A 19,265-nucleotide genomic window follows, 5' to 3' on the forward strand; every position below is an offset into this window, starting at 1 on the left:
CCCTGAGGTTTAACGTGTCATTTTTTCATTCGCTTGATCATCCTGCGCCGCTTGTGGGCCTGACGATCAGTCAACACATTCTTCTTGCCCTCATAGGGATTGGAGCCAGATTTAAACTCCAATCGGATGGGCGTGCCTTCCAGCTTGAGAGCCTCACGGAAACGATTTTCGAGAAAGCGCTTGTAGCTGTTGGGCAAGGCTTCCGTGCGGTTGCCGTGCAACACAATGGTAGGCGGGTTATTGCCGCCCATGTGCGCATAACGCAGCTTGGCCCGGAAACGACCATTTCGTGGCGGCGGATGACCAGCCAGAATCGACTCCATGATACGAGTCATCTCGTTGGTGCCGATCTTGATAAAGGCGCTATCCCACGCCTTCTCCACCATACCCCAAAGGTCGCCGACCCCGGTACCATGGAGGGCTGAAATGAATTTGATCTTCACCCAGGGGGCGAACTCCAGCCTGCGGCCCAGCTCAATGCGTACCCGCTCCTTGTGGTCCGCATCCAGCCCGTCCCACTTGTTCACCGCTATCATAAGCGCGCGACCGCTATCGAGAACATAACCCAAAAGGTGAAGATCCTGATCGGTGATACCTTCCCGGGCATCAATCACGATCACCACCACCTGCGCCGCCTCGACCGCTTGCAACGCCTTGATAACAGAGAACTTTTCCACCATTTCGAAGACCTTGCCACGGCGTCGCACCCCCGCGGTATCGATCAAGGTGTATTTCTTGTCCATCCGCTCAAAGGGCACCTCGATGGAATCACGGGTGGTGCCAGCGTGATCGAACACCACCACCCGCTCTTCGCCGAGCATGCGGTTAATAAGCGTGGATTTGCCTACATTGGGGCGTCCCAGTACGGCCACGCGGATGCTGCCGTCATTGGTGTCGACCGGCTCGCCATCTTCGTCGTAGTACGGCTCCAGATCCGGAAAGGCTTCCAGCACGTCCTCGATCATGCTGCGCACACCCCGGCCGTGGGCCGCCGCTATCGGCAGCACCTCTGTCATACCCAGGGTATAGAAATCCGCCATGGCGGTATCCGGGTCGATGCCATCGGTCTTGTTCACCACCAGATAGGTGGGCTTGGGCAACTTGCGCAACTCTGCAGCGATCTGCTCGTCTGCTGCGGTAAGGCCCGCCCGGCCATCCACCATGAACAACACCAGATCCGCCTCGCCTACCGCGGTCAGCGATTGTTCAGTCATCGGCACGTCGATACCGTCATCGTTTTCGCCGATACCACCGGTATCGACTACCGTGTAGAGGTAATCCCCGAGCCTGCCGTCACCGTATTTACGGTCACGAGTCAGCCCGGGAAAATCAGCCACCAGGGCATCACGGGTGCGAGTCAGACGATTGAACAGGGTGGATTTGCCCACATTGGGCCGCCCCACCAGGGCGATAACCGGCTTCATAGGTGTCTCTGCATGAGTATTTGGGCGCTATGGTAACGCGAAACGGGTTGGTACGCTGCACGCAAAACGCCGACCCGGGAGGGTCGGCGCTCAAGTCAGGGCCTGATTGACGAGGTCCAGAGAGCCTCTGCTATCTGGGAACCAGTCGATACGCTGACAGCTTGCCATCAAACCCGATCACGTAAAGCACATCATCGTAGGCTACCGGCGTGCCGGCAAAGCCGTCGCCATCGTGGCGCTTGCGAGCCACAATGCTGCCATCCTCGGCATTCAACCAATGGATATAGCCCTCAAAGTCACCAACGGCAACAAGGCCATCCTGGTAAGCTGTGCCAGTCAAACGACGACCGTAGAGTTTGTCCTGCTTCCAGAGTACCGCGCCACCGCGCTGATCTACCGCACGAACCACGCCTACGTCATCGGCCACGAACAGACTGCCGCCACTGCTGGTGCTGATATGGGTAGCGCTGGACATGGCTTTGTCCCAGTACACGCGCCCCGTATCTTCATCCAGCACCGACACTTTCCCCTGGAAACTGACCGCAAAAACGCCGCCGCCTTCCACAATCAGATTACTGTCGACATCCACCAGGCGATCGAGCTCGGATCGGCCAGTCGCCTCGGCAATCCGCTTTTCCCAGATGGGTGAGCCACTTCCCAGATCCAGCGCCGCCACTTTGGCGTTGGAAAACCCGGCATAAACCTTATCGCCCGCAATGGTCGGCTGCGCCATGCCACGCAAGGTAAGGGTCGGAACAGAAGTTTCATAATCCCAGAGCTGCTCACCGGTTTCCGCATCCAGCGCCGTCACGTGGCCATCCTGGGTCTGGAAAATCGCCAGCTCACCATTACTGGTCGGAATCGCCAATGCCTCACCCGTCAGCTGGGTGCGCCAGCGGGTCTCGCCAGTTTCCGCATCCAGAGACACGGCCATACCTTCGCGGGTGCCGTAGAGGACCATGCCATAACCGGCATAGAAACCCCCGCCAATGCGGTCACCGGTTTTGACTTTCCACTGACGCTTGCCCTTCTCGCGCTGCATCGCATAGAGATTGCCGTTTACATCACCGGCAACCACCTGCTGGGACGTTACCCCGGCGCGCAATGTCAGCTGACTGTCTTCCAGCCCATCGCCGACCCCTTTGCTCCACAGCTTCTTTACCTTGTAGCTGGCCTTGAACTTGGGCAGGTCGTTGGGCTCGATGGCGTTGGGGTTGGAGCTGCAGCCGGCCAGCACCAGACTGGTCAGCAGCAGTGGAAGCAAAAGGTATTTCATGAAAGTCCTGTTCAGGAAGCCGTCTTCAGGTCATCGAGTTTCATCTGCACGCGGTCTTTTTCACCGCCATCCTGCAGAATGTCCAGCGCTTCAGCATAAAGCGTCTGGGCAGCCGTCAAATCGCCTTTACCCTTGGCCGCATCAGCACGCAGCTCCAGAGCCATACCGTTGAATGCGTTGGGGAACTTGCGATCAAGTACAGATTCCGCCTGCTCCCAAGACTGTTGCTGCAGATGAATGCGTGCCAGGCGCAGGGTGGCAGTGTAGGTCAACTCATCGGTTGCACCGTCTTTGGCAACTTCTTCCAACAACGCAGCCGCTGCCTCGTAATCCGCCTCATCCACTGCGAGACCCGCTTTCGCCAGGCGAGCGTGGTCGGCATAAGCCGAACCGGGGAACGATTCGATCAAAGAGTCCGCTTGAGTCGTCACGGTTTCCACATCCGGCTGGGCACCCGTCAGAGCTTCCAACATGCTCTGATACCGGGAAGACGCATCAACAGACTGGGTGGTCTGGTAACCCTGCCATTCACGCCAACCAATCAGCGCACCAACCGCAAGAACAATGGTGATGATGGTGGCAGTACCATTTTCCTTCCACCAGTTCTTGAGCAGCTCTGCCTGTTCTTCTTCGTCACGGATGTAATCGACCACCCTGATCTCCTTTCGTTTTTATATCCCGGGTTCCGGGTTCATTGTTTGGTGGAGTTGAAAATTTAAAGTTGAATCGTGCAGACACCCTTTCCGGATGACAGTGCCTTGGTCGCGTTTCAACTTTGAACTTTAAACTTTCAACTCGCCTGTCCTGTCGTACCGGACCTGCATTTCTTACGCCAGAAGCGACGTCACTGCGTTGGCCACATCACCTTGAGCAACCTGCACCTGCTCACCCTGACCACGTAACGGTTTTACCGTCACCACGCCATTGGCAAGCTCGTCTTCGCCGATGATCAGTGCCACTGCCGCACCGCTGCGGTCGGCCTTTTTCATCTGGCTCTTGAAACTACCGCCACCACAATGCAGCTGCACACCTTTCCCGGGCAGAGCATCACGCAGCTCCTCGGCCAGGGTCATGGTGGGGGCCAGCACATCACCCATGGCCATCACATAGACGTCTACCGGGGCTGACAGTTCCGGCATTTGCTGCTCGACCAATAAAATCAGTCGCTCGACGCCCATGGCAAAGCCCACTGCTGGAGTCGGCTTGCCGCCCAGCTGTTCCACCAGTCCGTCGTAGCGGCCGCCGGCACACACGGTGCCCTGTGCACCCAGCGCATCGGTGACCCACTCGAACACGGTCTTGCCGTAGTAATCCAGACCGCGCACCAGATAGGGATTCACTTTATAAGCAATGCCGTTGGCATCCAGCAAGGCTTTCAATCCGTCAAAATGCGCCCGAGCCTCCTCGTTCAGGTAATCAGCCAGCTGCGGCGCATTCTCCAGCACCTGACGGGTACCCGGATCCTTGCTGTCCAGCACCCGCAACGGACTGCGCTCGATACGCTTGCGGGAATCCTCGTCGATTTGCTCCACGTGCTCCTGCAGATAAGCCACCAGGGCATCGCGATAGCGAGCACGGTCGTCGCTGTCACCGAGGGAATTCAGCTCCAGGGTCACCTTGTCTGCCAACCCCAGTGCCTTCCACAACCGCGCAGTCATCAGGATCACTTCAGCATCGATGTCCGGACCGTTCATGCCGAAGGTTTCCACCCCAATCTGGTGGAACTGGCGATAACGGCCTGCCTGGGGTCGCTCATGGCGGAACATGGGGCCGGTGTACCACAGGCGCTGGGTCTGGTTATACAGCAACCCATGCTGCTCACAGGCCCGCACACAGCTGGCGGTGCCTTCCGGACGCAGGGTCAGGCTGTCACCGTTACGATCATCGAAGGTGTACATTTCCTTTTCGACGATATCGGTCACCTCACCGATGCTGCGCTTGAACAGGTCGGTCTGCTCCACGATGGGCATGCGAATTTCCTGATAGCCGTAACTGGCCAGCACATCTCGCACTTTACCTTCCAACCACTGCCACAGCCCGGTCTGCTCCGGGAGGATGTCGTTCATCCCGCGGATGGATGTGATCTTTTTGCTCACGAAAATTCCTTGCTAAAAACGTCGGACGTCAGAGCCCCGACGTCCGACTAATCATTCACTTCGCGCGGCTCTCGCCTCTGAAAAGAATGCCTTTCTCTTCATCTTCGCGCTGCTTCTTCACCTTGGCACGTACCATCCGCTCCAGCTCGTCCACCAGATCGTCCTTGGTAACGTGATGACTCTTCTCGCCATCCAGATAGGAGAGGTTATTGGGGGTGCCACCGGTCAGACCCACATCGGCCTCACGGGCCTCACCCGGGCCGTTGACCAGACAACCGATCACCGCCAGGTCGACAGATTCATTGATATCTTCCAGCCGCGCCTCCAGCTCGTTGACGGTCTTGATCACGTCAAAGTTCTGCCGGGAACAGCTGGGGCAGGCGATGATATTCACCCCTTTCTTGCGCAGGTTCAGGCTCTTGAGGATATCGAAACCCACGCGCACTTCTTCTACCGGGTCGGCCGCCAGAGAGATACGAATGGTGTCGCCGATGCCTTCCATCAGCAAGGAGCCCAGTGCCACTGCAGATTTCACGGTGCCTGAACGGAAGGTGCCCGCCTCCGTCACACCCAGATGCAGGGGCTGCTCAATCTGCTGGGACAACTTGCGGTACGCCTGCAGCGTCATGAACACATTGGAGGCTTTCACGCTGACCTTGAAGTCCTGAAAATCGTGGCGATCCAGGATATCCACATGCCGCATTGCGGATTCGACCAGTGCATCGGAGGTAGGCTCACCGTATTTACGCTGCAGCTCCTTTTCCAGAGAGCCGGCATTGACGCCGATACGGATGGGAATCCCTTTGTCCTTGGCACACTGGATCACCGCCTTGATACGATCTTCGCGGCCAATGTTGCCGGGGTTGATGCGCAGGCAGTCAACGCCTCTTTCCGCCACGGCCAGCGCAATCTTGTAGTCATAGTGGATGTCTGCCACCAACGGCACATCCACCTGCTTGCGGATTTCACCAAAGGCATCCGCAGCTTCCATGCTGGGTACAGAGACACGAACAATATCCACACCCGCATCCTGCAAACGACGAATCTGGCCAACAGTAGCCGCCACGTCACAGGTTTCGGTGTTAGTCATGCTCTGTACAGAGATGGGCGCGTCACCACCCACCGGCACCTTGCCGACAAAAATTTGCCGGGTTTTGCGGCGTGCGATTTTGACTTCCGGTTCCATGGTTTGTCCTGGTACTAATCAGGGAAGTGTGAGGTTAACAACGCTACCGGGTGAATCGGTCGGCAAGGTGACAACCTCACCATTGAGGAACAATTCGCTGATGGCAGCAGCGTTACCAATCTTCAAACTAAACGGTGCCTTACCATCTACACGCATCAGTGCTCCGGCGGGCTTTACCCCCTGGCGTAGCACACGGCCATTGGCATCACGGATTTCCATCCAGCAATCAGCCGACAAATCCAGCACCAGGCGATCCAGTCCGTTGGAAGCGAGCATATCCGGATCCACCGCGGGCTCCTCCGCCACCGTTTCGTCCGTGACATCAGCCACTTCCTGGCCGGCATCAATCTCTGCGCTCGGCTCTGCATCGACATCAGCCATGGCAGATTCAAACGGTTCGGCCTCGCCAACCTCAGACTCAACCGGCTGCTCAATGTCTTCTGACTGCTCAGGCTCCTCAGCCATCTCTTCAACCGGTGCCAATGTATCGGACCCGGTCTCACTGCTGCCCTGGGGCCAAAAGATGACAGCCAGCACACCAATCAGAACCAGCAGCGATACCCACACCAGCGGGCGGCCCAGCAGCGCAGGCTTGCGCGGCAGGCTTGGCAGCTCCAACGGCTTGTCGAAGGCATCCTCATTCACCATCTGCTGGAAGGTATTAGCCACCTCATCCGCTGGCAAGCCAAGCAGGCGTGCGTAATTCTTCAGGTAACCTTTTACGAATGTCGCCTCGGGGAGACGCTCATAATCGTCAGCTTCCAGCGCCAACAGGTAGGTCTGGGACAGGTGCATGCGCTTTGCTGCTTCAGCAGTAGTCCAGCCCATGGCTTCACGGGCCTTGCGACAACGCTCACCAGGCAACACGACCATCTTGTCACTCATTGCGTGCTCTCCCGTGCTGCTTTCCATTCCTGCCACTGCCGGTATTCCGGCGTGCGGCGATAAAGATTTTCCAGCGCCAGCTCATAGCTGGACAGCTGATCCTTGTAGCCCAGCGTGGCTGCCAACTGGGAGCCCAACAGCAACGACCGGGCACTCTGCCGGCTGCTGCGCTGAACGTACTGCTGATAGTAATCCCAGGCCACCCGATTGCGATCTTCCTTGAAGTACAGGTCCGCCAGCTCCAGATTGGGAATCACTGCCCGCGGGTTAAGCCGCAACGCCTTGATAAAGGCTTTCTGGGCCTCATCATCCTTGCCCAGCTCCCGGTAGCAGCGCCCAATGTTTTCCCAAGCGCTGCCGCGGCCAGAATAGCTGGGGTCGTTGGCCGCACGCTCGAAACGCTTCAACGCGGCAGAATACTCACCTCGCGAAAACAACAGGGTGCCGTAGTTGTTCTGGGCCGGGGAATAATGACGATCCGCACTGACCGCCTTCTTGTAGTGATACTCCTCCAGCTCCGGATCCTGCTCGTACTTGTACAGCAACGCCATGGCATTGTGCGCCACAGCACTGTCATCATCGAGCTGAATCGCACGGGAGAAGTGGCGACGGGCTTCCGACGGGTCGCCCTGCTGAAGGTATTGCAGACCGGCAGCCACCCGACTGGTCACTGCCTCATCAACTTTGACTTCCCGCTCACCGGATTCCACCGTCACACACCCGGTGGTGAAAACGCCCACAAACATGAGGGCAAAAAAACCGCGAATAAAAGGATTCATTACGCTTGCGCTGTATTGTTATCCGTGTGTTCGGAGCGGTGAAAAATGGATTGCTTCCAGCGCTCACTGCGCCGGGTCCGGTCCTGCACCTGCCCCACCAGCTGACCGCAGGCGGCGTCGATATCATCGCCGCGCGTCGTCCTGACTGTGGTCAACAATCCATTGTCATTAAGATACTTGTGAAATTCCAGAATATCGCTCTTGCGAGAACGTTCATACCCTGCATGCGGGAAAGGATTGAACGGGATCAGGTTCACCTTCACCGGAATGCCGTTAAGCAGTTTAACCAACTGGCGCGCATGTTCCGGTTTGTCGTTCACATCCCGGAGCATCACATATTCCATGGTGATGGTGTTGTGCTTGTGGGTAATGTTCTTGGTGTAGCGTTTGCACGCCGCCATCAGTTCTTTCAGCGGATACTTGCGGTTCAGCGGAACAAGCTCATTACGTAACTCGTCGTTGGGTGCGTGCAGGCTGACCGCCAGCGCCACATCCAGATCCTGGCTAAGCTGATCAATTTTCGGAATCACCCCGGAGGTAGACAGGGTAATTCGCTTCTTGCCGATGCCGTAGCCCAGATCATCTTTCATGATCCGCATGGACGTGAGCACGTTATCGTAGTTGAGCAGAGGCTCACCCATGCCCATCATCACCACGTTGGTAATCGGGTGCTCACCCAGATTGCGGCGCGGCCCAAAGGACCGGCTGGCCTGCCATACCTGACCAATAATCTCGGCGCTGGTCATGTCCCGCTGGAAACCCTGCTTGCCGGTGGAGCAAAAGCTGCAATCCACTGCACAGCCCACCTGGGACGACACGCACAAGGTGCCACGACGGCCATCGGGAATAAAAACGGTTTCCACGGCACCACCGTTATCCATTTCGAACACCCATTTACGGGTGCCGTCACGGCTGATGCTCTCGTGGATCACTTCCGGGGCGCGAATTTCCGCCACCTCGGAGAGTTTCTGGCGCAATGCCTTGCCGACATCGGTCATTTGCTCGAACGAATCCGCCTGATGATGGTGGATCCATTTCAGCACCTGCTGGGCACGAAACTTTTTCTCACCCATTTCCAGGAAGAACGCTTCCATTTGCGGGCGATCAAGACCGAGCAGATTGACTTTCTGTTGGGCTGTCATGGCATTTCTCCAGTAGGAAACACGGTTTCCTGATAAACGCCAGCCACGACCAAAGGCCGTGGCTGGAGGTTGCTCACTCGCTAAAACTTAGCGAGTGCGCGGGCACAGTTCTTCGTCAGAGAAGAAGTAGGCCACTTCGCGGGCCGCAGACTCGGTGGAGTCAGAGCCGTGTACCGCGTTTTCGTCAATGGTTTGAGCGAAATCGGCACGAATGGTTCCAGCTTCCGCGTCCGCAGGGTTGGTAGCACCCATCAGGTCACGGTTCTTGGCTACGGCGCCTTCGCCTTCCAGAACCTGAACCACTACAGGACCACTGGTCATGAAGGACACCAGATCCTTGAAGAAAGGACGCTCTTTGTGCTCGGCGTAGAAACCGCCAGCCTGCTCGTCGCTCAGGTGTACCATCTTCATGGCAACCACTTTCAGTTCAGCCTTCTCGAAACGGGCAACGATATCGCCGATTACGTTCTTGGCCACGGCATCAGGCTTGATGATAGAGAGGGTGCGCTCAACAGCCATCAGTCTGTTCACTCCAGATTTGCGTTAAATGGTCCTCGGAAACCCAATCGGTTCCCCGGGGCAATGACAGGGGTGATCGGCAGACTGGCAAAGCAGCCCACGCAGCAACCCCCTGGAACCGGCGGATTATACGCAAGAGAGGTGAATTATGATACCGTTGCCGCCCCGTCGGACACGCACCGCCCCGCCGTCACCGGGAGCCGGCCATTCTGCCCCTCCTTCATTCGACAGCGCCCGCGAAAGGCGTATAATACCCGACTAAATTACTCTGGTATTCCCAATTACCCTGGACCGCAGGCGCTGATCTATGAGCCAAGCCGAACTGGACAAGCTGATTCGCTCCAATTACGAGGCCGGTTTCACCACCACGGTGGACGCCGAGACCTTGCCCCCTGGGCTGAGCGAAGATGTCATCCGCTTTCTGTCTGCCAAGAAGGAAGAGCCGGAATGGATGCTGGAATGGCGGCTGGAGAGCTACCGTAAATGGCAGGAAATGCCCTCCCCGACCTGGGCGCACCTGCAGCACCCGCCCATTGATTTCAATGAGGTGTCCTACTATTCCAAGCCCAAAAGCCTTGATAACGCCCCGAAAAGCCTCGATGAGGTAGACCCGGAGCTACTGGCTACCTATGAAAAACTGGGCATTCCCCTGCACGAACAGGAAATGCTGGCGGGTGTGGCAGTGGATGTGGTGTTTGACTCCTCCTCGGTGTTTACCACCTTTAAAGAGAAGCTGGCGGAAGCGGGCGTGATCTTCTGCTCCATCTCCGAAGCGATCAAGGAGCACCCGGAGCTGATCCAGAAATACCTGGGTTCCGTGGTACCCCAGGGTGATAACTTCTACGCGGCTCTGAACAGTGCAGTGTTCTCGGACGGGTCTTTTGTGTACATCCCCAAGGGCGTTCGCTGCCCCATGGAGCTGTCCACCTACTTCCGTATCAACGAAGCTAACACCGGCCAGTTCGAACGCACCCTGATCGTCGCCGACGAAGGCAGCTATGTGAGCTACCTGGAAGGCTGTACGGCCCCCCAACGGGACGAAAACCAGCTGCACGCCGCTGTGGTCGAACTGGTGGCCCTGCCCGGTGCCGAGATCAAGTACTCCACCGTGCAGAACTGGTACCCCGGTGACGAGAATGGTAAAGGCGGCATCTACAACTTCGTGACCAAGCGCGGTGTCGCCCACGACAACAGCAAGATCAGCTGGACCCAGGTGGAAACCGGCTCCGCCATCACCTGGAAGTACCCTTCCGTGATCCTGCGTGGTGACAACAGCATCGGTGAGTTCTACTCCGTGGCCCTGACCCGCCACATGCAGCAGGCGGACACCGGCACCAAGATGATCCACCTGGGCAAGAACACCAAGAGCACCATCATTTCCAAGGGTATCTCGGCCGCTCGCAGCCAGAATGCCTACCGGGGCCTGGTGCGCATCAGCCCGCGGGCGGAAAACGCCCGTAACTTCACCCAGTGTGACTCCCTGCTGCTGGGCGATCAGTGTGGCGCGCACACCTTCCCGTATATCGAGTCGAAGAACCCCACGGCCACCATCGAACACGAGGCCACCACCTCCAAGGTGAGTGACGACCAGATGTTCCTGTGTCGCCAGCGCGGTATCGACCCGGAAAAGGCGGTCTCCATGATCGTGAACGGCTTCTGTAAAGAGGTGTTCAAGGAACTGCCCATGGAGTTCGCCGTGGAAGCCGGCAAGCTGCTGGAAGTGAGCCTGGAAGGTGCAGTGGGCTAACACCCGAGACTAACTACGCCGTAGGAGCTTGCCTGCAAGCGATCATTTGGCCTTGCTCAAATCGCTTTCAGGCAAGCTCCTGCAGCAACCCCGAATCAACCCGGTGCCGGACTCCCGGCCCAATCGAAAGGCGCATCAAAACATGCTGGAAATTCGTGATCTTCACGCCTCCGTGGCGGACAAGCCGATTCTCAAGGGCCTGAACCTGACCGTTAACCCGGGTGAGGTGCACGCCATCATGGGCCCCAATGGCTCCGGCAAATCCACCCTGGCCAACGTACTGTCCGGCCGTGACAACTACGAGATCACCGGCGGTGAAGCCCTGTTCGAAGGCAAGAGCCTGGCCGACCTGGAGCCGGAAGAGCGCGCCCAGGCGGGCCTGTTCCTGGCCTTCCAGTACCCGGTGGAAATCCCCGGCGTGTCCAACATGGAATTCCTCAAGGCCGCGCTGGAATCCGTGCGCGGCGCCCAGGGCAAGGAAGAGTGGGATTCGGTCACCCTGCTTCGCAAGGCCCGCGAAGCGTGCAAGCAGGTCAGCCTGGATGCCAGTTTCCTCAAGCGTGGCGTTAACGAAGGCTTCTCCGGTGGCGAGAAGAAGCGCAACGAAATCATGCAGATGATGCTGATGGAGCCGAAGCTGGCGCTGCTGGACGAAACCGACTCCGGTCTCGACATCGACGCCCTGCAAGTCGTCGCCAAAGGCGTCAACTCCCTGCGCAGCCCGGAGCGCGGCATCGTGCTGGTGACCCACTACCAGCGCCTGCTGGACTACATCGTGCCGGATTTCGTGCACGTGCTGTACAACGGCCAGATCATCAAGTCCGGCGGCAAGGAACTGGCCCTGGAACTGGAACAGAAAGGTTACGGCTGGCTCACCGGCGAGGAAGAGTCTGCATGAGTCTGGCACTTGATCTGAAAACCCAGACCCTGGCCAGCGCCCGCCGCCTGGCTGGGGACAGCGCTGACCTGGGCGCCCTGGAAGCAATCAGCTTCCCGGAGCGCAAGACCGAGCGCTGGAAGTACACCTCCCTGCAGGCACTGGCGGATGGCCACCTGAACGCGGTTGCCAGCGGCGAGCTGAGCCAGCCTCTGCCCGCCCTCAGCGAGTTCGTGGTGACCATCACCAACGGCATCCTCTCCAGCAGCACCCTGCCGGACGGCGTCAGCCTGAAGCAGGAAAGCCCGACCGTGAATGGTCTGGAAACCCCGTTTGCCGTTTACAACAGTGCCGTAGCCCAGCCGGTGGTGCTGGAAGTGGCCGCCAACACCCGCATTGAGCAGCCCATCCACGTACAGATCCAGTCCGCCAGCGACGTGCCGGCACACTGCAATCCGCGCGTGGTGGTCCAGCTCAACAACGGCGCGGAAGCCACCGTCATTGAGCACATTCATGCCGAAGGCCAGTCACTGACCAACGCGGTTACCGCGCTGATCACCGCCGACAACGCCACCCTGACGCACTATCGTCTGCAGGGCGAGCACGCTTCCACCCTTTACATCGGCACCCTGGTCATCGACCAGCAGGGTGTGAGCACCGTCAACAGCTATCAGCTGATGACCGGCAATCGCCTGCGTCGTAACGACGTGCATGCGCTGGTCAGCAAGAGTGGCGCCGAGCTGAACATGAAGGGCATCTTTGTGGTCCGCGACAAGAGCCACGTGGACAACCAGATCTGCGTGGAGCACTCGGTACCCAACTGCGAATCCGACCAGAACTTCAAAGGTCTGGCTGGGGAAAGCGGCAAGGCGGTGTTCAACGGACGCATTCATATCCACCCCGGCGCCAGTGGCACCAACGCCGAGCTGTCCAACAAGAACCTGCTGCTCAATGCCGGCGCGGAAATCAACACCAAACCGGAACTGGAGATCTACAACGACGACGTAAAATGTGCCCACGGCACCACCGTCGGCCAACTGGATCCCATCCAGCAGTTCTATCTGCAGTCCCGAGGCATTCCGGCGGCAGAGGCCAAGCGCATGCTGAGTCTGGGTTTTGTCAACGAACTGCTGATGTCTCTACCCCACGAGAAGGTGGCGGAATGGGCCCAGCCCTGGCTGGAAGCCGAGCTGACCCACGCCAGCCCGGCGGGAGACGCAGCCTGATGACCTCGAAGGCACTGGACATCAACGCCCTGCGCGCCCAGTTCCCGATCCTGGACCAGCAGGTCAACGGCAAACCGCTGGTTTATCTGGACAACGGTGCCACCACCCAGAAGCCGGTGGCGGTGCTGGATGCCCTGCAGAACTACTATCGCGGCGTGAACTCCAATGTGCACCGTGGCGCCCACTACCTGAGTGACGAAGCCACCGGCCAGTTCGAAGGCGCCCGCCAGACTGTGGCGGACTTCCTCAACGCCAGCCGGGAAGAAATCCTCTGGACCAAGGGCACCACCGAGTCCATCAACATTGTTGCCCAGTGCGTGGCTCGTGAGCAGCTGCAGCCCGGTGACGAAGTCCTGATTGCCACCAGCGAGCACCACGCCAACATCGTCCCCTGGCAGCAGGCCTGTCTGGCCAAAGGCGCCACCCTGAAAGTGATCCCGCTGCACGACGATTGCAGCCTGGATCTGGATGCCTTCGACCAACTGCTCAGTGAAAAGACCAAGATCTTTGCCATTGGCCACGCCAGCAATGCGCTGGGCACCCTGAATCCGGTGAAAGAGATGGTCGCCAAGGCGAAGGCCGTGGGCTCCATCACTCTGGTAGACGGCGCCCAGGCGGTGGCTCACTTCCCGGTGGATGTGCAGGATCTGGGCGTGGATTTCTATGCCTTCTCTGGCCACAAGCTGTTCGCCCCCACGGGTATCGGCGTGCTCTACGGCCGTCGCGACCTGCTGGAAGCCATGCCGCCCTACCAGACCGGCGGCGAGATGATCGAGGTGGTCACCTTCGAGAAGAGCACCTGGAACCAGCTGCCTTACAAGTTCGAAGCGGGCACCCCCAATATTGCCGGTGCCATCGGTCTTGCGGCGGCCATCAACTGGTTGGACAACCAGGATCGTGCCGCCCTGGAAGCCCATGAAAATGCGCTATTGGCCCGCGCCACTGAACAGGCACAGGCATTCGGCGGCTTGAAAATCATCGGCACCGCCGCCAGTAAAGTGAGTGTGCTGTCGTTCCTGCTGGACGGCGGCCACCCGGCGGATGTGGGCATGCTGCTGGACAAGCAGGGTGTGGCGGTCCGTACCGGCCATCACTGCACCATGCCGCTCATGGACAGTCTCGGCATTCCCGGCACTGTGCGGGCCTCGTTCTCGATTTATAATACCCTTGATGAGGTGGATCGCCTGTTCGAGGCGCTGGAGAAGGTGAAAACTTTCCTCTAGCAAGGACAGATGCCAGAGCCACCTCTGCAGTTTCTTGCGAGCTCGGCGTTGCACGTTCCAGGTTTCAAGTTGCAACGCGATCCGCAAGCGTAGCCAGGCCTCAGGGCCGCGACGCAAGGCTATGGGCGCGGGCGCACCATGGAGGCAGATAGCACCCTCCTGACCCGCGCCTTGAAACTTGCAACTTGAAACTTGCCACTCCGAAAGGACGGTAAAACATGACGGTTCAGACTTTTACTCCCGGTCAGATCACCATCCACCTGACCGAAGCAGCCAACAAACAGGCGCTGCGTGAAATCGCCCGCGCCCATGCCGCCGGCATCCGTCTGGATCTGGACGAATCCGGTTGCTCCGGTTTCATGTACGTACTGGATTTCGTGGAAGAGGCGAAAGACGGCGACCAGCTGTTCGTCATCGACGGCGTCAACCTGTACGTGCCGGAAAAGTGGCTGCCCATGCTCAACGGCCTGGTGATTGATTACGTCACCGAAGGCGTCAACAGCCTGTTCAAGTTCCGCAACCCCAACGCAACTGGCGAATGTGGTTGCGGCGAGAGCTTTACCGTAGAAGAGGTATAACTTGGCAGAGCAAAGAACGGTTGTCGTCTCCCGTGATGTCCCGGCCCGCAAGGTGCCGGACGGCACCCGTATTACCATTCCCAAGAACAGCTTCGTCAACCTGCGCCAGGCCCTGGGTGGCACCTACACGGTGACCATCAACGGCAACATGGCCCGCATTGATGGAACCGACGCCGACGCCATTGGCCAGGAGCCGCTGGAGCTCAACTTTGCCCCCGCCAATGAAGACGGCAGCGTGCGCCAGGACGATCTGGAGAATACCCTGCAGACCATCTTCGATCCGGAAATCCCGGTCAGCATCAAGGAGCTGGGGCTGGTCTACGGCTGTGACGTGATCCGACGTGATGACCAGAACGTGGTCCAGGTGCGCATGACCCTCACCGCCCCCAACTGTGGCATGGGCCCGGTATTGGTAGGCGACGTGGAAGATCGTCTCGGCAAGGTTCCCAACGTGGACAAGGTGGAAGTGGCCCTAGTGTTCGACCCGCCCTGGAGCCGCGAGATGATCAGCGAGGAAGCCCAGCTCGAACTGGGAATGTTCTGACGACAGCGCTACTCGCAACAAGCAGCATGCAAAACCCTGTTGACCTGCACAAAGATAACGGAGCCAAACGACGTGTCATTTGATATTCGCAGCATCAAGCTTGGCAAGGATGTCACCGCCGAGGACATTGCCGAGGATCTGGAGTTTCTGGATGACTGGGAAGAGCGTTATCGCTACATCATCGACTTGGGTAAGCAGCTGCCCGGCCTGCCCGATGAGCTGAAAACCGAAGACCGCTTTGTGCGTGGCTGCCAGAGCCAGGTGTGGCTGGAAACGGATTTCGACAGTGACGCGAATACGCTCTATCTGGCGGTGGATTCCGATGCACTGATCGTGAAAGGCCTGGCCGCCATTGTGCTATCCGCCCTGAATCAGCACTCCCCCCAGGCGGTTCACGACTACGACATGGAAGGCTTCTTCGACCGTATCGACCTGCTCAGTCACCTGAGCCCCACGCGCGGCAACGGCCTGCGCGCCATGGTCGCCAAGATCAAGCATCAGGCAGAGCAACTGGCTGCCTGATTGATAGCAGAACGACCCACCACCGTGGGTCGTACTTAACCCCTATCCCACCTGCTGACTAGTCAGCTCACCACTACTCAGACGAAACACATAGGTTTCCTCCCCGCCCTGCCCTGGCTCTGACGCCAGCAACTCCACCTCTTCATGAAACCAGCGGGCAAGGCCTTTCACCGCGCCAGGGATCATGGCCCCCATATTGCGGGTAGAGGCATAGCGAATTTCCACCAGACCGCCCCCGCAGCGCTTCACGGTAATCCCCGGCGCACGGGCCTCTGGATCCTTGAGCTTGAGAACACGTTCGTGGGTTTGCTGCAGGTTAAGCAGGAAACCGGTGGCATCACAATCCTGCGGGATCATCGCCTTGTAGAGATGCATGAGCGGCGCAATCACCCACTCACCAAAATCGCCAAGCAGGTCATCGCGGCGCAACCCACAGGCTCGCTCAGCAGCGGAAAGCAAGGCTTCCATCTCCTCATCCGGATAGATAGATACCGGCATGTAGGTTTTACCCTTCAAGCCCGCCTCCTCTATCGCATGCCGCCAGATATCTTCACCCAGGGCACTATCCAGATAGCGCTTGAAACTGGAAACAATGGCTCCGTGCATGGCTCGTCTCCCTGCGGATTACACAAGTAGACGAGCAAGAGTTGTACCCGTAACCAGACCGCCCGGCGGGACCGTGACACCGCTCACACCCACTTTTGTGATGCATCTCACACAGCGGTGACCACATCTGTCACTTAGTGCTGCAGCCTGTCTATGACAATCGAAATCAACCGGTTCAGATGGCCTCCTGATGCCCCTTCACTCCGGAGCCTGCCGACAACCGTACCGTGTAGGTGCGATGCGTCCCCGGACCGTTGCTCTGCTCCATGAGGGTGGCCTTTTCACCGTAATACTCGGCCACACCGTACACACACCCCAGCGCCAATGCGCCCATGTCGCGATGGGACTGGTATTCCACTGAAAGCACCCCGGCGGACAGCTGTGTGACGTTAATGTGCGGTGGTCTGGCGTTTTCATCCTTCATCCGCACCACGCGCTCATGGATACGTTCATCCACATTCTGCAGAAAGGTCGATGCATCCCAGTCGTCCGGAATAAACGAGCGGTACATCTTCATCAGGGGAGGAATAACCCAGGCACCGAAATCCTGGAGAATCGCATCGCGGTCCTGGCCGGTAACCTCAACCGCCGCCGCCACCAGATCGTCCAGATCCGAATCCGGGTACATGCTGATCGGAATAAAGGCCTTGCCAGGCATACCTGCCTTCTCGCACAGGCTATCCCAGGCCGGATCCCCCAGCTTTTCAATCACATATTTTTTGAGGTTGGAAATGATGACTCCGTGCATGATCCCGCTCCCTTATTAGTGATACCTCACCATAGCAAGCAGGGACCAACGTACCGAAAGCCGCTCAGCACGGAAAAAACGCCGTTAGTTCGCCTTACGCAGCCGGTTTACGACATCGATCACATTTTGTACAGCACGTTCAATATCATCCGCAGAAGTGAAACGCCCCACCGAGAAACGAATGGAGCCATGAGCCAGCGCATCTGTCACACCCATGGCCTTGAGCACATAGGAAGGCTCCAGCGAGGCCGAGGTACAGGCAGAGCCTGACGACACCGCCACCTGGTTCATGGCCGTCAACAGCATCTCACCGTCCACATCCGCAAACGCCACATTGAGATGGCCCGGCAACCGGGGGCTCTCCCCACCGTTGATGCTGACGCCCTCCAGCTGACTTATGCCCTGCCAAAGACGATCCCTCAGGGCAGCAATTCGAGCGCCTTCATCGTCACGGTTGGCCGTCGCCAGAACAAAAGCCTCGCCCATTCCCACGATCTGGTGAGTGGGCAGAGTACCCGAACGCATACCGCGTTCATGGCCACCGCCATGAATCTGGCTCGCCACTTTCACATCTGGAGCCCGGCGCACATATAACGCGCCGATACCCTTGGGTCCGTAGACTTTGTGAGCACACACTGACACCAGATCCACCGGCATCGCCTGCACATCCAGCGCCAGCTTGCCCACGCTCTGAGCCGCGTCCGTATGGAACAGCACCCCGTTATCACGACACAGCGCCCCAATGGCCTCGATATCGTTGATCACACCGGTTTCGTTATTGGCGTGCATCACCGACACCAGTACCGTGTCCTCACGGAGGGCACCCTTGACCGATTCAGGTGAAATGCGACCGTCCTCGGCGGGCATCAGGTAAGTCACCGCATGCCCCTGCTGTTCAAGCCATTTGCAGGCATCCAGCACAGCTTTGTGCTCAATGGCGCTGGTAATCACATGCCCACCACCACGGGCTTCGAGCACGCCCTTGAGCGCCAGGTTATTGGCTTCAGTGGCGCCACTGGTCCAGACGATCTCGCGGGGATCCGCATTCAGCACATCCGCCACCTGCCGGCGGGCATTCTCCACCGCTTCCTCCGCCAGCCAGCCATAAAGATGGCTACGGGAGGCCGGGTTGGCGAAGGTCCCTTCCGGGCCGAGATGACGCACCATGGCCTCCACGACAGCAGGATCTACCGGGGTGGTGGCGGCGTAATCAAGATAAACAGCTTGGCTCATGGCGATGAAAGAAACCGGTTGTGTATGGGGGAGAAATGATCGGGGAATTATAGGGCGCAACGGGTCGTTGAGCGAATAGGGGCAGGGTCGGACGTCTGACGTCGGAGGTCTGACGCTGAACCCAAAACTAACAGATCTTATTCCTTGTCGTCCGACGTCAGACCTCAGACGTCCGACCGTCTTCTACAAACTACTCACAGGCAACCGCTGATGGCGATCCTGACGCTCGGAGATCTGCTTCACCTCCTGGCGGGCCACAAGTTCACCCAGCGTAATCCCGCCAAGGAAGCTCTGAATCTGATCAGAAAGATCGCACCACAAATGGTGAGTCAGGCAGGTATCCCCTTCCTGACAATCGCCCTGCCCCCCGCAACGGGTAGCATCCACGGGCTCATCCACAGCGGCAATCACCGAAGCCACATCAATCTCACCACTGGCCCGGCTCAGCTGATAACCGCCGCCAGGCCCACGCACACTGCTCACCAGCCCATTACGGCGTAGCTTGGCGAACAGTTGCTCAAGATAGGAAATGGAAATGCCCTGACGATCCGAAATGTCCGCCAGTGAGACCGGGCCCGCGTCGGCGTGCAAGGAAAGATCCAGCATCGCCGTCACCGCATAGCGGCCCTTGGTAGTCAGTCGCATATCCACACC

20 protein-coding genes are annotated in these 19,265 nt (G+C 58.5%); 7 read left to right on the forward strand and 13 right to left on the reverse strand.

Features of this window, described 5'->3' with window-relative positions; all coding sequences use genetic code 11:
* Positions 1–17: 17 nt before the first annotated feature.
* From der to ndk, 9 genes are all read right to left on the reverse strand, one after another.
* Positions 18–1,424 (reverse strand): ribosome biogenesis GTPase Der, encoded by a 1,407-nt coding sequence (gene der, locus Y5S_RS03275; protein ID WP_035230365.1) that lies wholly within the window; start codon positions 1,422–1,424, stop codon positions 18–20.
* Between the two features lie 130 nt (positions 1,425–1,554).
* Complete coding sequence (gene bamB / locus Y5S_RS03280) at positions 1,555–2,700, reverse strand: outer membrane protein assembly factor BamB (protein ID WP_035230367.1); 1,146 nt, start codon at positions 2,698–2,700, stop codon at positions 1,555–1,557.
* 11 nt (positions 2,701–2,711) lie between these two features.
* Entirely contained in the window at positions 2,712–3,353 is a 642-nt protein-coding gene (locus Y5S_RS03285; RefSeq protein ID WP_035230370.1) for a YfgM family protein, read from the reverse strand.
* 174 nt (positions 3,354–3,527) lie between these two features.
* Positions 3,528–4,796: a histidine--tRNA ligase gene (gene hisS, locus Y5S_RS03290; protein WP_081939644.1), complete on the reverse strand. Its 1,269-nt coding sequence runs from the start codon at positions 4,794–4,796 to the stop codon at positions 3,528–3,530.
* Positions 4,797–4,851: 55 nt separating this feature from the next.
* Positions 4,852–5,982, reverse strand: a complete 1,131-nt coding sequence (ispG, locus tag Y5S_RS03295; protein WP_035230373.1) for a flavodoxin-dependent (E)-4-hydroxy-3-methylbut-2-enyl-diphosphate synthase — start codon at positions 5,980–5,982, stop codon at positions 4,852–4,854.
* A gap of 18 nt (positions 5,983–6,000) precedes the next feature.
* Positions 6,001–6,867 carry a helix-turn-helix domain-containing protein gene (locus Y5S_RS03300; protein ID WP_035230375.1) on the reverse strand — a complete coding sequence of 289 codons (867 nt, stop codon included), beginning with the start codon at positions 6,865–6,867 and terminating at the stop codon, positions 6,001–6,003.
* Positions 6,864–7,646, reverse strand: a complete 783-nt coding sequence (pilW, locus tag Y5S_RS03305) for a type IV pilus biogenesis/stability protein PilW (RefSeq protein WP_035230377.1) — start codon at positions 7,644–7,646, stop codon at positions 6,864–6,866. The genes Y5S_RS03300 and pilW overlap by 4 nt, the downstream gene beginning before the upstream one ends.
* On the reverse strand, positions 7,646–8,788 hold the full coding sequence (gene rlmN, locus Y5S_RS03310; RefSeq protein ID WP_035230378.1) for a 23S rRNA (adenine(2503)-C(2))-methyltransferase RlmN: 1,143 nt from the start codon (positions 8,786–8,788) through the stop codon (positions 7,646–7,648). The genes pilW and rlmN overlap by 1 nt, the downstream gene beginning before the upstream one ends.
* A gap of 87 nt (positions 8,789–8,875) precedes the next feature.
* A complete protein-coding gene (gene ndk, locus Y5S_RS03315) occupies positions 8,876–9,307 on the reverse strand; it encodes a nucleoside-diphosphate kinase (protein WP_035230380.1) in 432 nt (143 codons plus the stop codon).
* Between the two features lie 307 nt (positions 9,308–9,614).
* Between ndk and sufB the strand changes: the two genes are divergently transcribed.
* The 7 genes from sufB to Y5S_RS03350 all read left to right on the forward strand — a co-directional run bounded on the left by sufB (position 9,615) and on the right by Y5S_RS03350 (position 16,024).
* Complete coding sequence (sufB, locus tag Y5S_RS03320) at positions 9,615–11,054, forward strand: Fe-S cluster assembly protein SufB (protein WP_035230382.1); 1,440 nt, start codon at positions 9,615–9,617, stop codon at positions 11,052–11,054.
* Between the two features lie 142 nt (positions 11,055–11,196).
* Positions 11,197–11,952 (forward strand): Fe-S cluster assembly ATPase SufC, encoded by a 756-nt coding sequence (gene sufC / locus Y5S_RS03325; protein ID WP_035230629.1) that lies wholly within the window; start codon positions 11,197–11,199, stop codon positions 11,950–11,952.
* A complete protein-coding gene (gene sufD / locus Y5S_RS03330) occupies positions 11,949–13,157 on the forward strand; it encodes a Fe-S cluster assembly protein SufD (protein WP_035230384.1) in 1,209 nt (402 codons plus the stop codon). Before sufC ends, sufD begins: the two co-directional genes overlap by 4 nt.
* The gene (locus Y5S_RS03335) at positions 13,157–14,380 is read left to right on the forward strand and encodes an aminotransferase class V-fold PLP-dependent enzyme (RefSeq protein ID WP_035230386.1); all 1,224 of its coding nucleotides are present in this window, start codon (positions 13,157–13,159) and stop codon (positions 14,378–14,380) included. Before sufD ends, Y5S_RS03335 begins: the two co-directional genes overlap by 1 nt.
* Before the next feature lie 218 nt (positions 14,381–14,598).
* Complete coding sequence (locus Y5S_RS03340; protein ID WP_035230388.1) at positions 14,599–14,958, forward strand: HesB/IscA family protein; 360 nt, start codon at positions 14,599–14,601, stop codon at positions 14,956–14,958.
* A gap of 1 nt (position 14,959) precedes the next feature.
* A complete protein-coding gene (gene sufT, locus Y5S_RS03345; RefSeq protein ID WP_035230389.1) occupies positions 14,960–15,502 on the forward strand; it encodes a putative Fe-S cluster assembly protein SufT in 543 nt (180 codons plus the stop codon).
* A 72-nt stretch (positions 15,503–15,574) separates the two neighbouring features.
* The gene (locus Y5S_RS03350; RefSeq protein WP_035230391.1) at positions 15,575–16,024 is read left to right on the forward strand and encodes a SufE family protein; all 450 of its coding nucleotides are present in this window, start codon (positions 15,575–15,577) and stop codon (positions 16,022–16,024) included.
* Positions 16,025–16,066: 42 nt separating this feature from the next.
* Here the strand turns inward: Y5S_RS03350 and Y5S_RS03355 are convergent, their stop codons facing one another.
* The 4 genes from Y5S_RS03355 to iscR form a co-directional block, all read right to left on the reverse strand.
* The gene (locus tag Y5S_RS03355) at positions 16,067–16,630 is read right to left on the reverse strand and encodes a heme NO-binding domain-containing protein (protein ID WP_035230393.1); all 564 of its coding nucleotides are present in this window, start codon (positions 16,628–16,630) and stop codon (positions 16,067–16,069) included.
* Positions 16,631–16,805: 175 nt separating this feature from the next.
* The gene (locus Y5S_RS03360) at positions 16,806–17,378 is read right to left on the reverse strand and encodes a heme NO-binding domain-containing protein (RefSeq protein WP_052041368.1); all 573 of its coding nucleotides are present in this window, start codon (positions 17,376–17,378) and stop codon (positions 16,806–16,808) included.
* Between the two features lie 84 nt (positions 17,379–17,462).
* A complete protein-coding gene (locus Y5S_RS03365) occupies positions 17,463–18,611 on the reverse strand; it encodes an IscS subfamily cysteine desulfurase (protein ID WP_035230395.1) in 1,149 nt (382 codons plus the stop codon).
* A 183-nt stretch (positions 18,612–18,794) separates the two neighbouring features.
* Positions 18,795–19,256 (reverse strand): Fe-S cluster assembly transcriptional regulator IscR, encoded by a 462-nt coding sequence (iscR, locus tag Y5S_RS03370; RefSeq protein ID WP_035230397.1) that lies wholly within the window; start codon positions 19,254–19,256, stop codon positions 18,795–18,797.
* Positions 19,257–19,265 lie beyond the last annotated feature (9 nt).

The organism is Alcanivorax nanhaiticus, assembly GCF_000756665.1.
GTDB lineage: Bacteria > Pseudomonadota > Gammaproteobacteria > Pseudomonadales > Alcanivoracaceae > Alcanivorax > Alcanivorax nanhaiticus.

Bases quoted from the DNA above. Each gene is read 5' to 3' on its own strand.
- der (WP_035230365.1), bottom strand. From the start codon at position 1,424: ATGAAGCCGGTTATCGCCCTGGTGGGGCGGCCCAATGTGGGCAAATCC.
- bamB (WP_035230367.1), bottom strand. From the start codon at position 2,700: ATGAAATACCTTTTGCTTCCACTGCTGCTGACCAGTCTGGTGCTGGCC.
- ispG (WP_035230373.1), bottom strand. From the start codon at position 5,982: ATGGAACCGGAAGTCAAAATCGCACGCCGCAAAACCCGGCAAATTTTT.
- Y5S_RS03300 (WP_035230375.1), bottom strand. From the start codon at position 6,867: ATGAGTGACAAGATGGTCGTGTTGCCTGGTGAGCGTTGTCGCAAGGCC.
- pilW (WP_035230377.1), bottom strand. From the start codon at position 7,646: ATGAATCCTTTTATTCGCGGTTTTTTTGCCCTCATGTTTGTGGGCGTT.
- rlmN (WP_035230378.1), bottom strand. From the start codon at position 8,788: ATGACAGCCCAACAGAAAGTCAATCTGCTCGGTCTTGATCGCCCGCAA.
- ndk (WP_035230380.1), bottom strand. From the start codon at position 9,307: ATGGCTGTTGAGCGCACCCTCTCTATCATCAAGCCTGATGCCGTGGCC.
- sufB (WP_035230382.1), top strand. From the start codon at position 9,615: ATGAGCCAAGCCGAACTGGACAAGCTGATTCGCTCCAATTACGAGGCC.
- sufC (WP_035230629.1), top strand. From the start codon at position 11,197: ATGCTGGAAATTCGTGATCTTCACGCCTCCGTGGCGGACAAGCCGATT.
- sufD (WP_035230384.1), top strand. From the start codon at position 11,949: ATGAGTCTGGCACTTGATCTGAAAACCCAGACCCTGGCCAGCGCCCGC.
- Y5S_RS03335 (WP_035230386.1), top strand. From the start codon at position 13,157: ATGACCTCGAAGGCACTGGACATCAACGCCCTGCGCGCCCAGTTCCCG.
- Y5S_RS03340 (WP_035230388.1), top strand. From the start codon at position 14,599: ATGACGGTTCAGACTTTTACTCCCGGTCAGATCACCATCCACCTGACC.
- Y5S_RS03355 (WP_035230393.1), bottom strand. From the start codon at position 16,630: ATGCACGGAGCCATTGTTTCCAGTTTCAAGCGCTATCTGGATAGTGCC.
- Y5S_RS03360 (WP_052041368.1), bottom strand. From the start codon at position 17,378: ATGCACGGAGTCATCATTTCCAACCTCAAAAAATATGTGATTGAAAAG.
- Y5S_RS03365 (WP_035230395.1), bottom strand. From the start codon at position 18,611: ATGAGCCAAGCTGTTTATCTTGATTACGCCGCCACCACCCCGGTAGAT.
- iscR (WP_035230397.1), bottom strand. From the start codon at position 19,256: ATGCGACTGACTACCAAGGGCCGCTATGCGGTGACGGCGATGCTGGAT.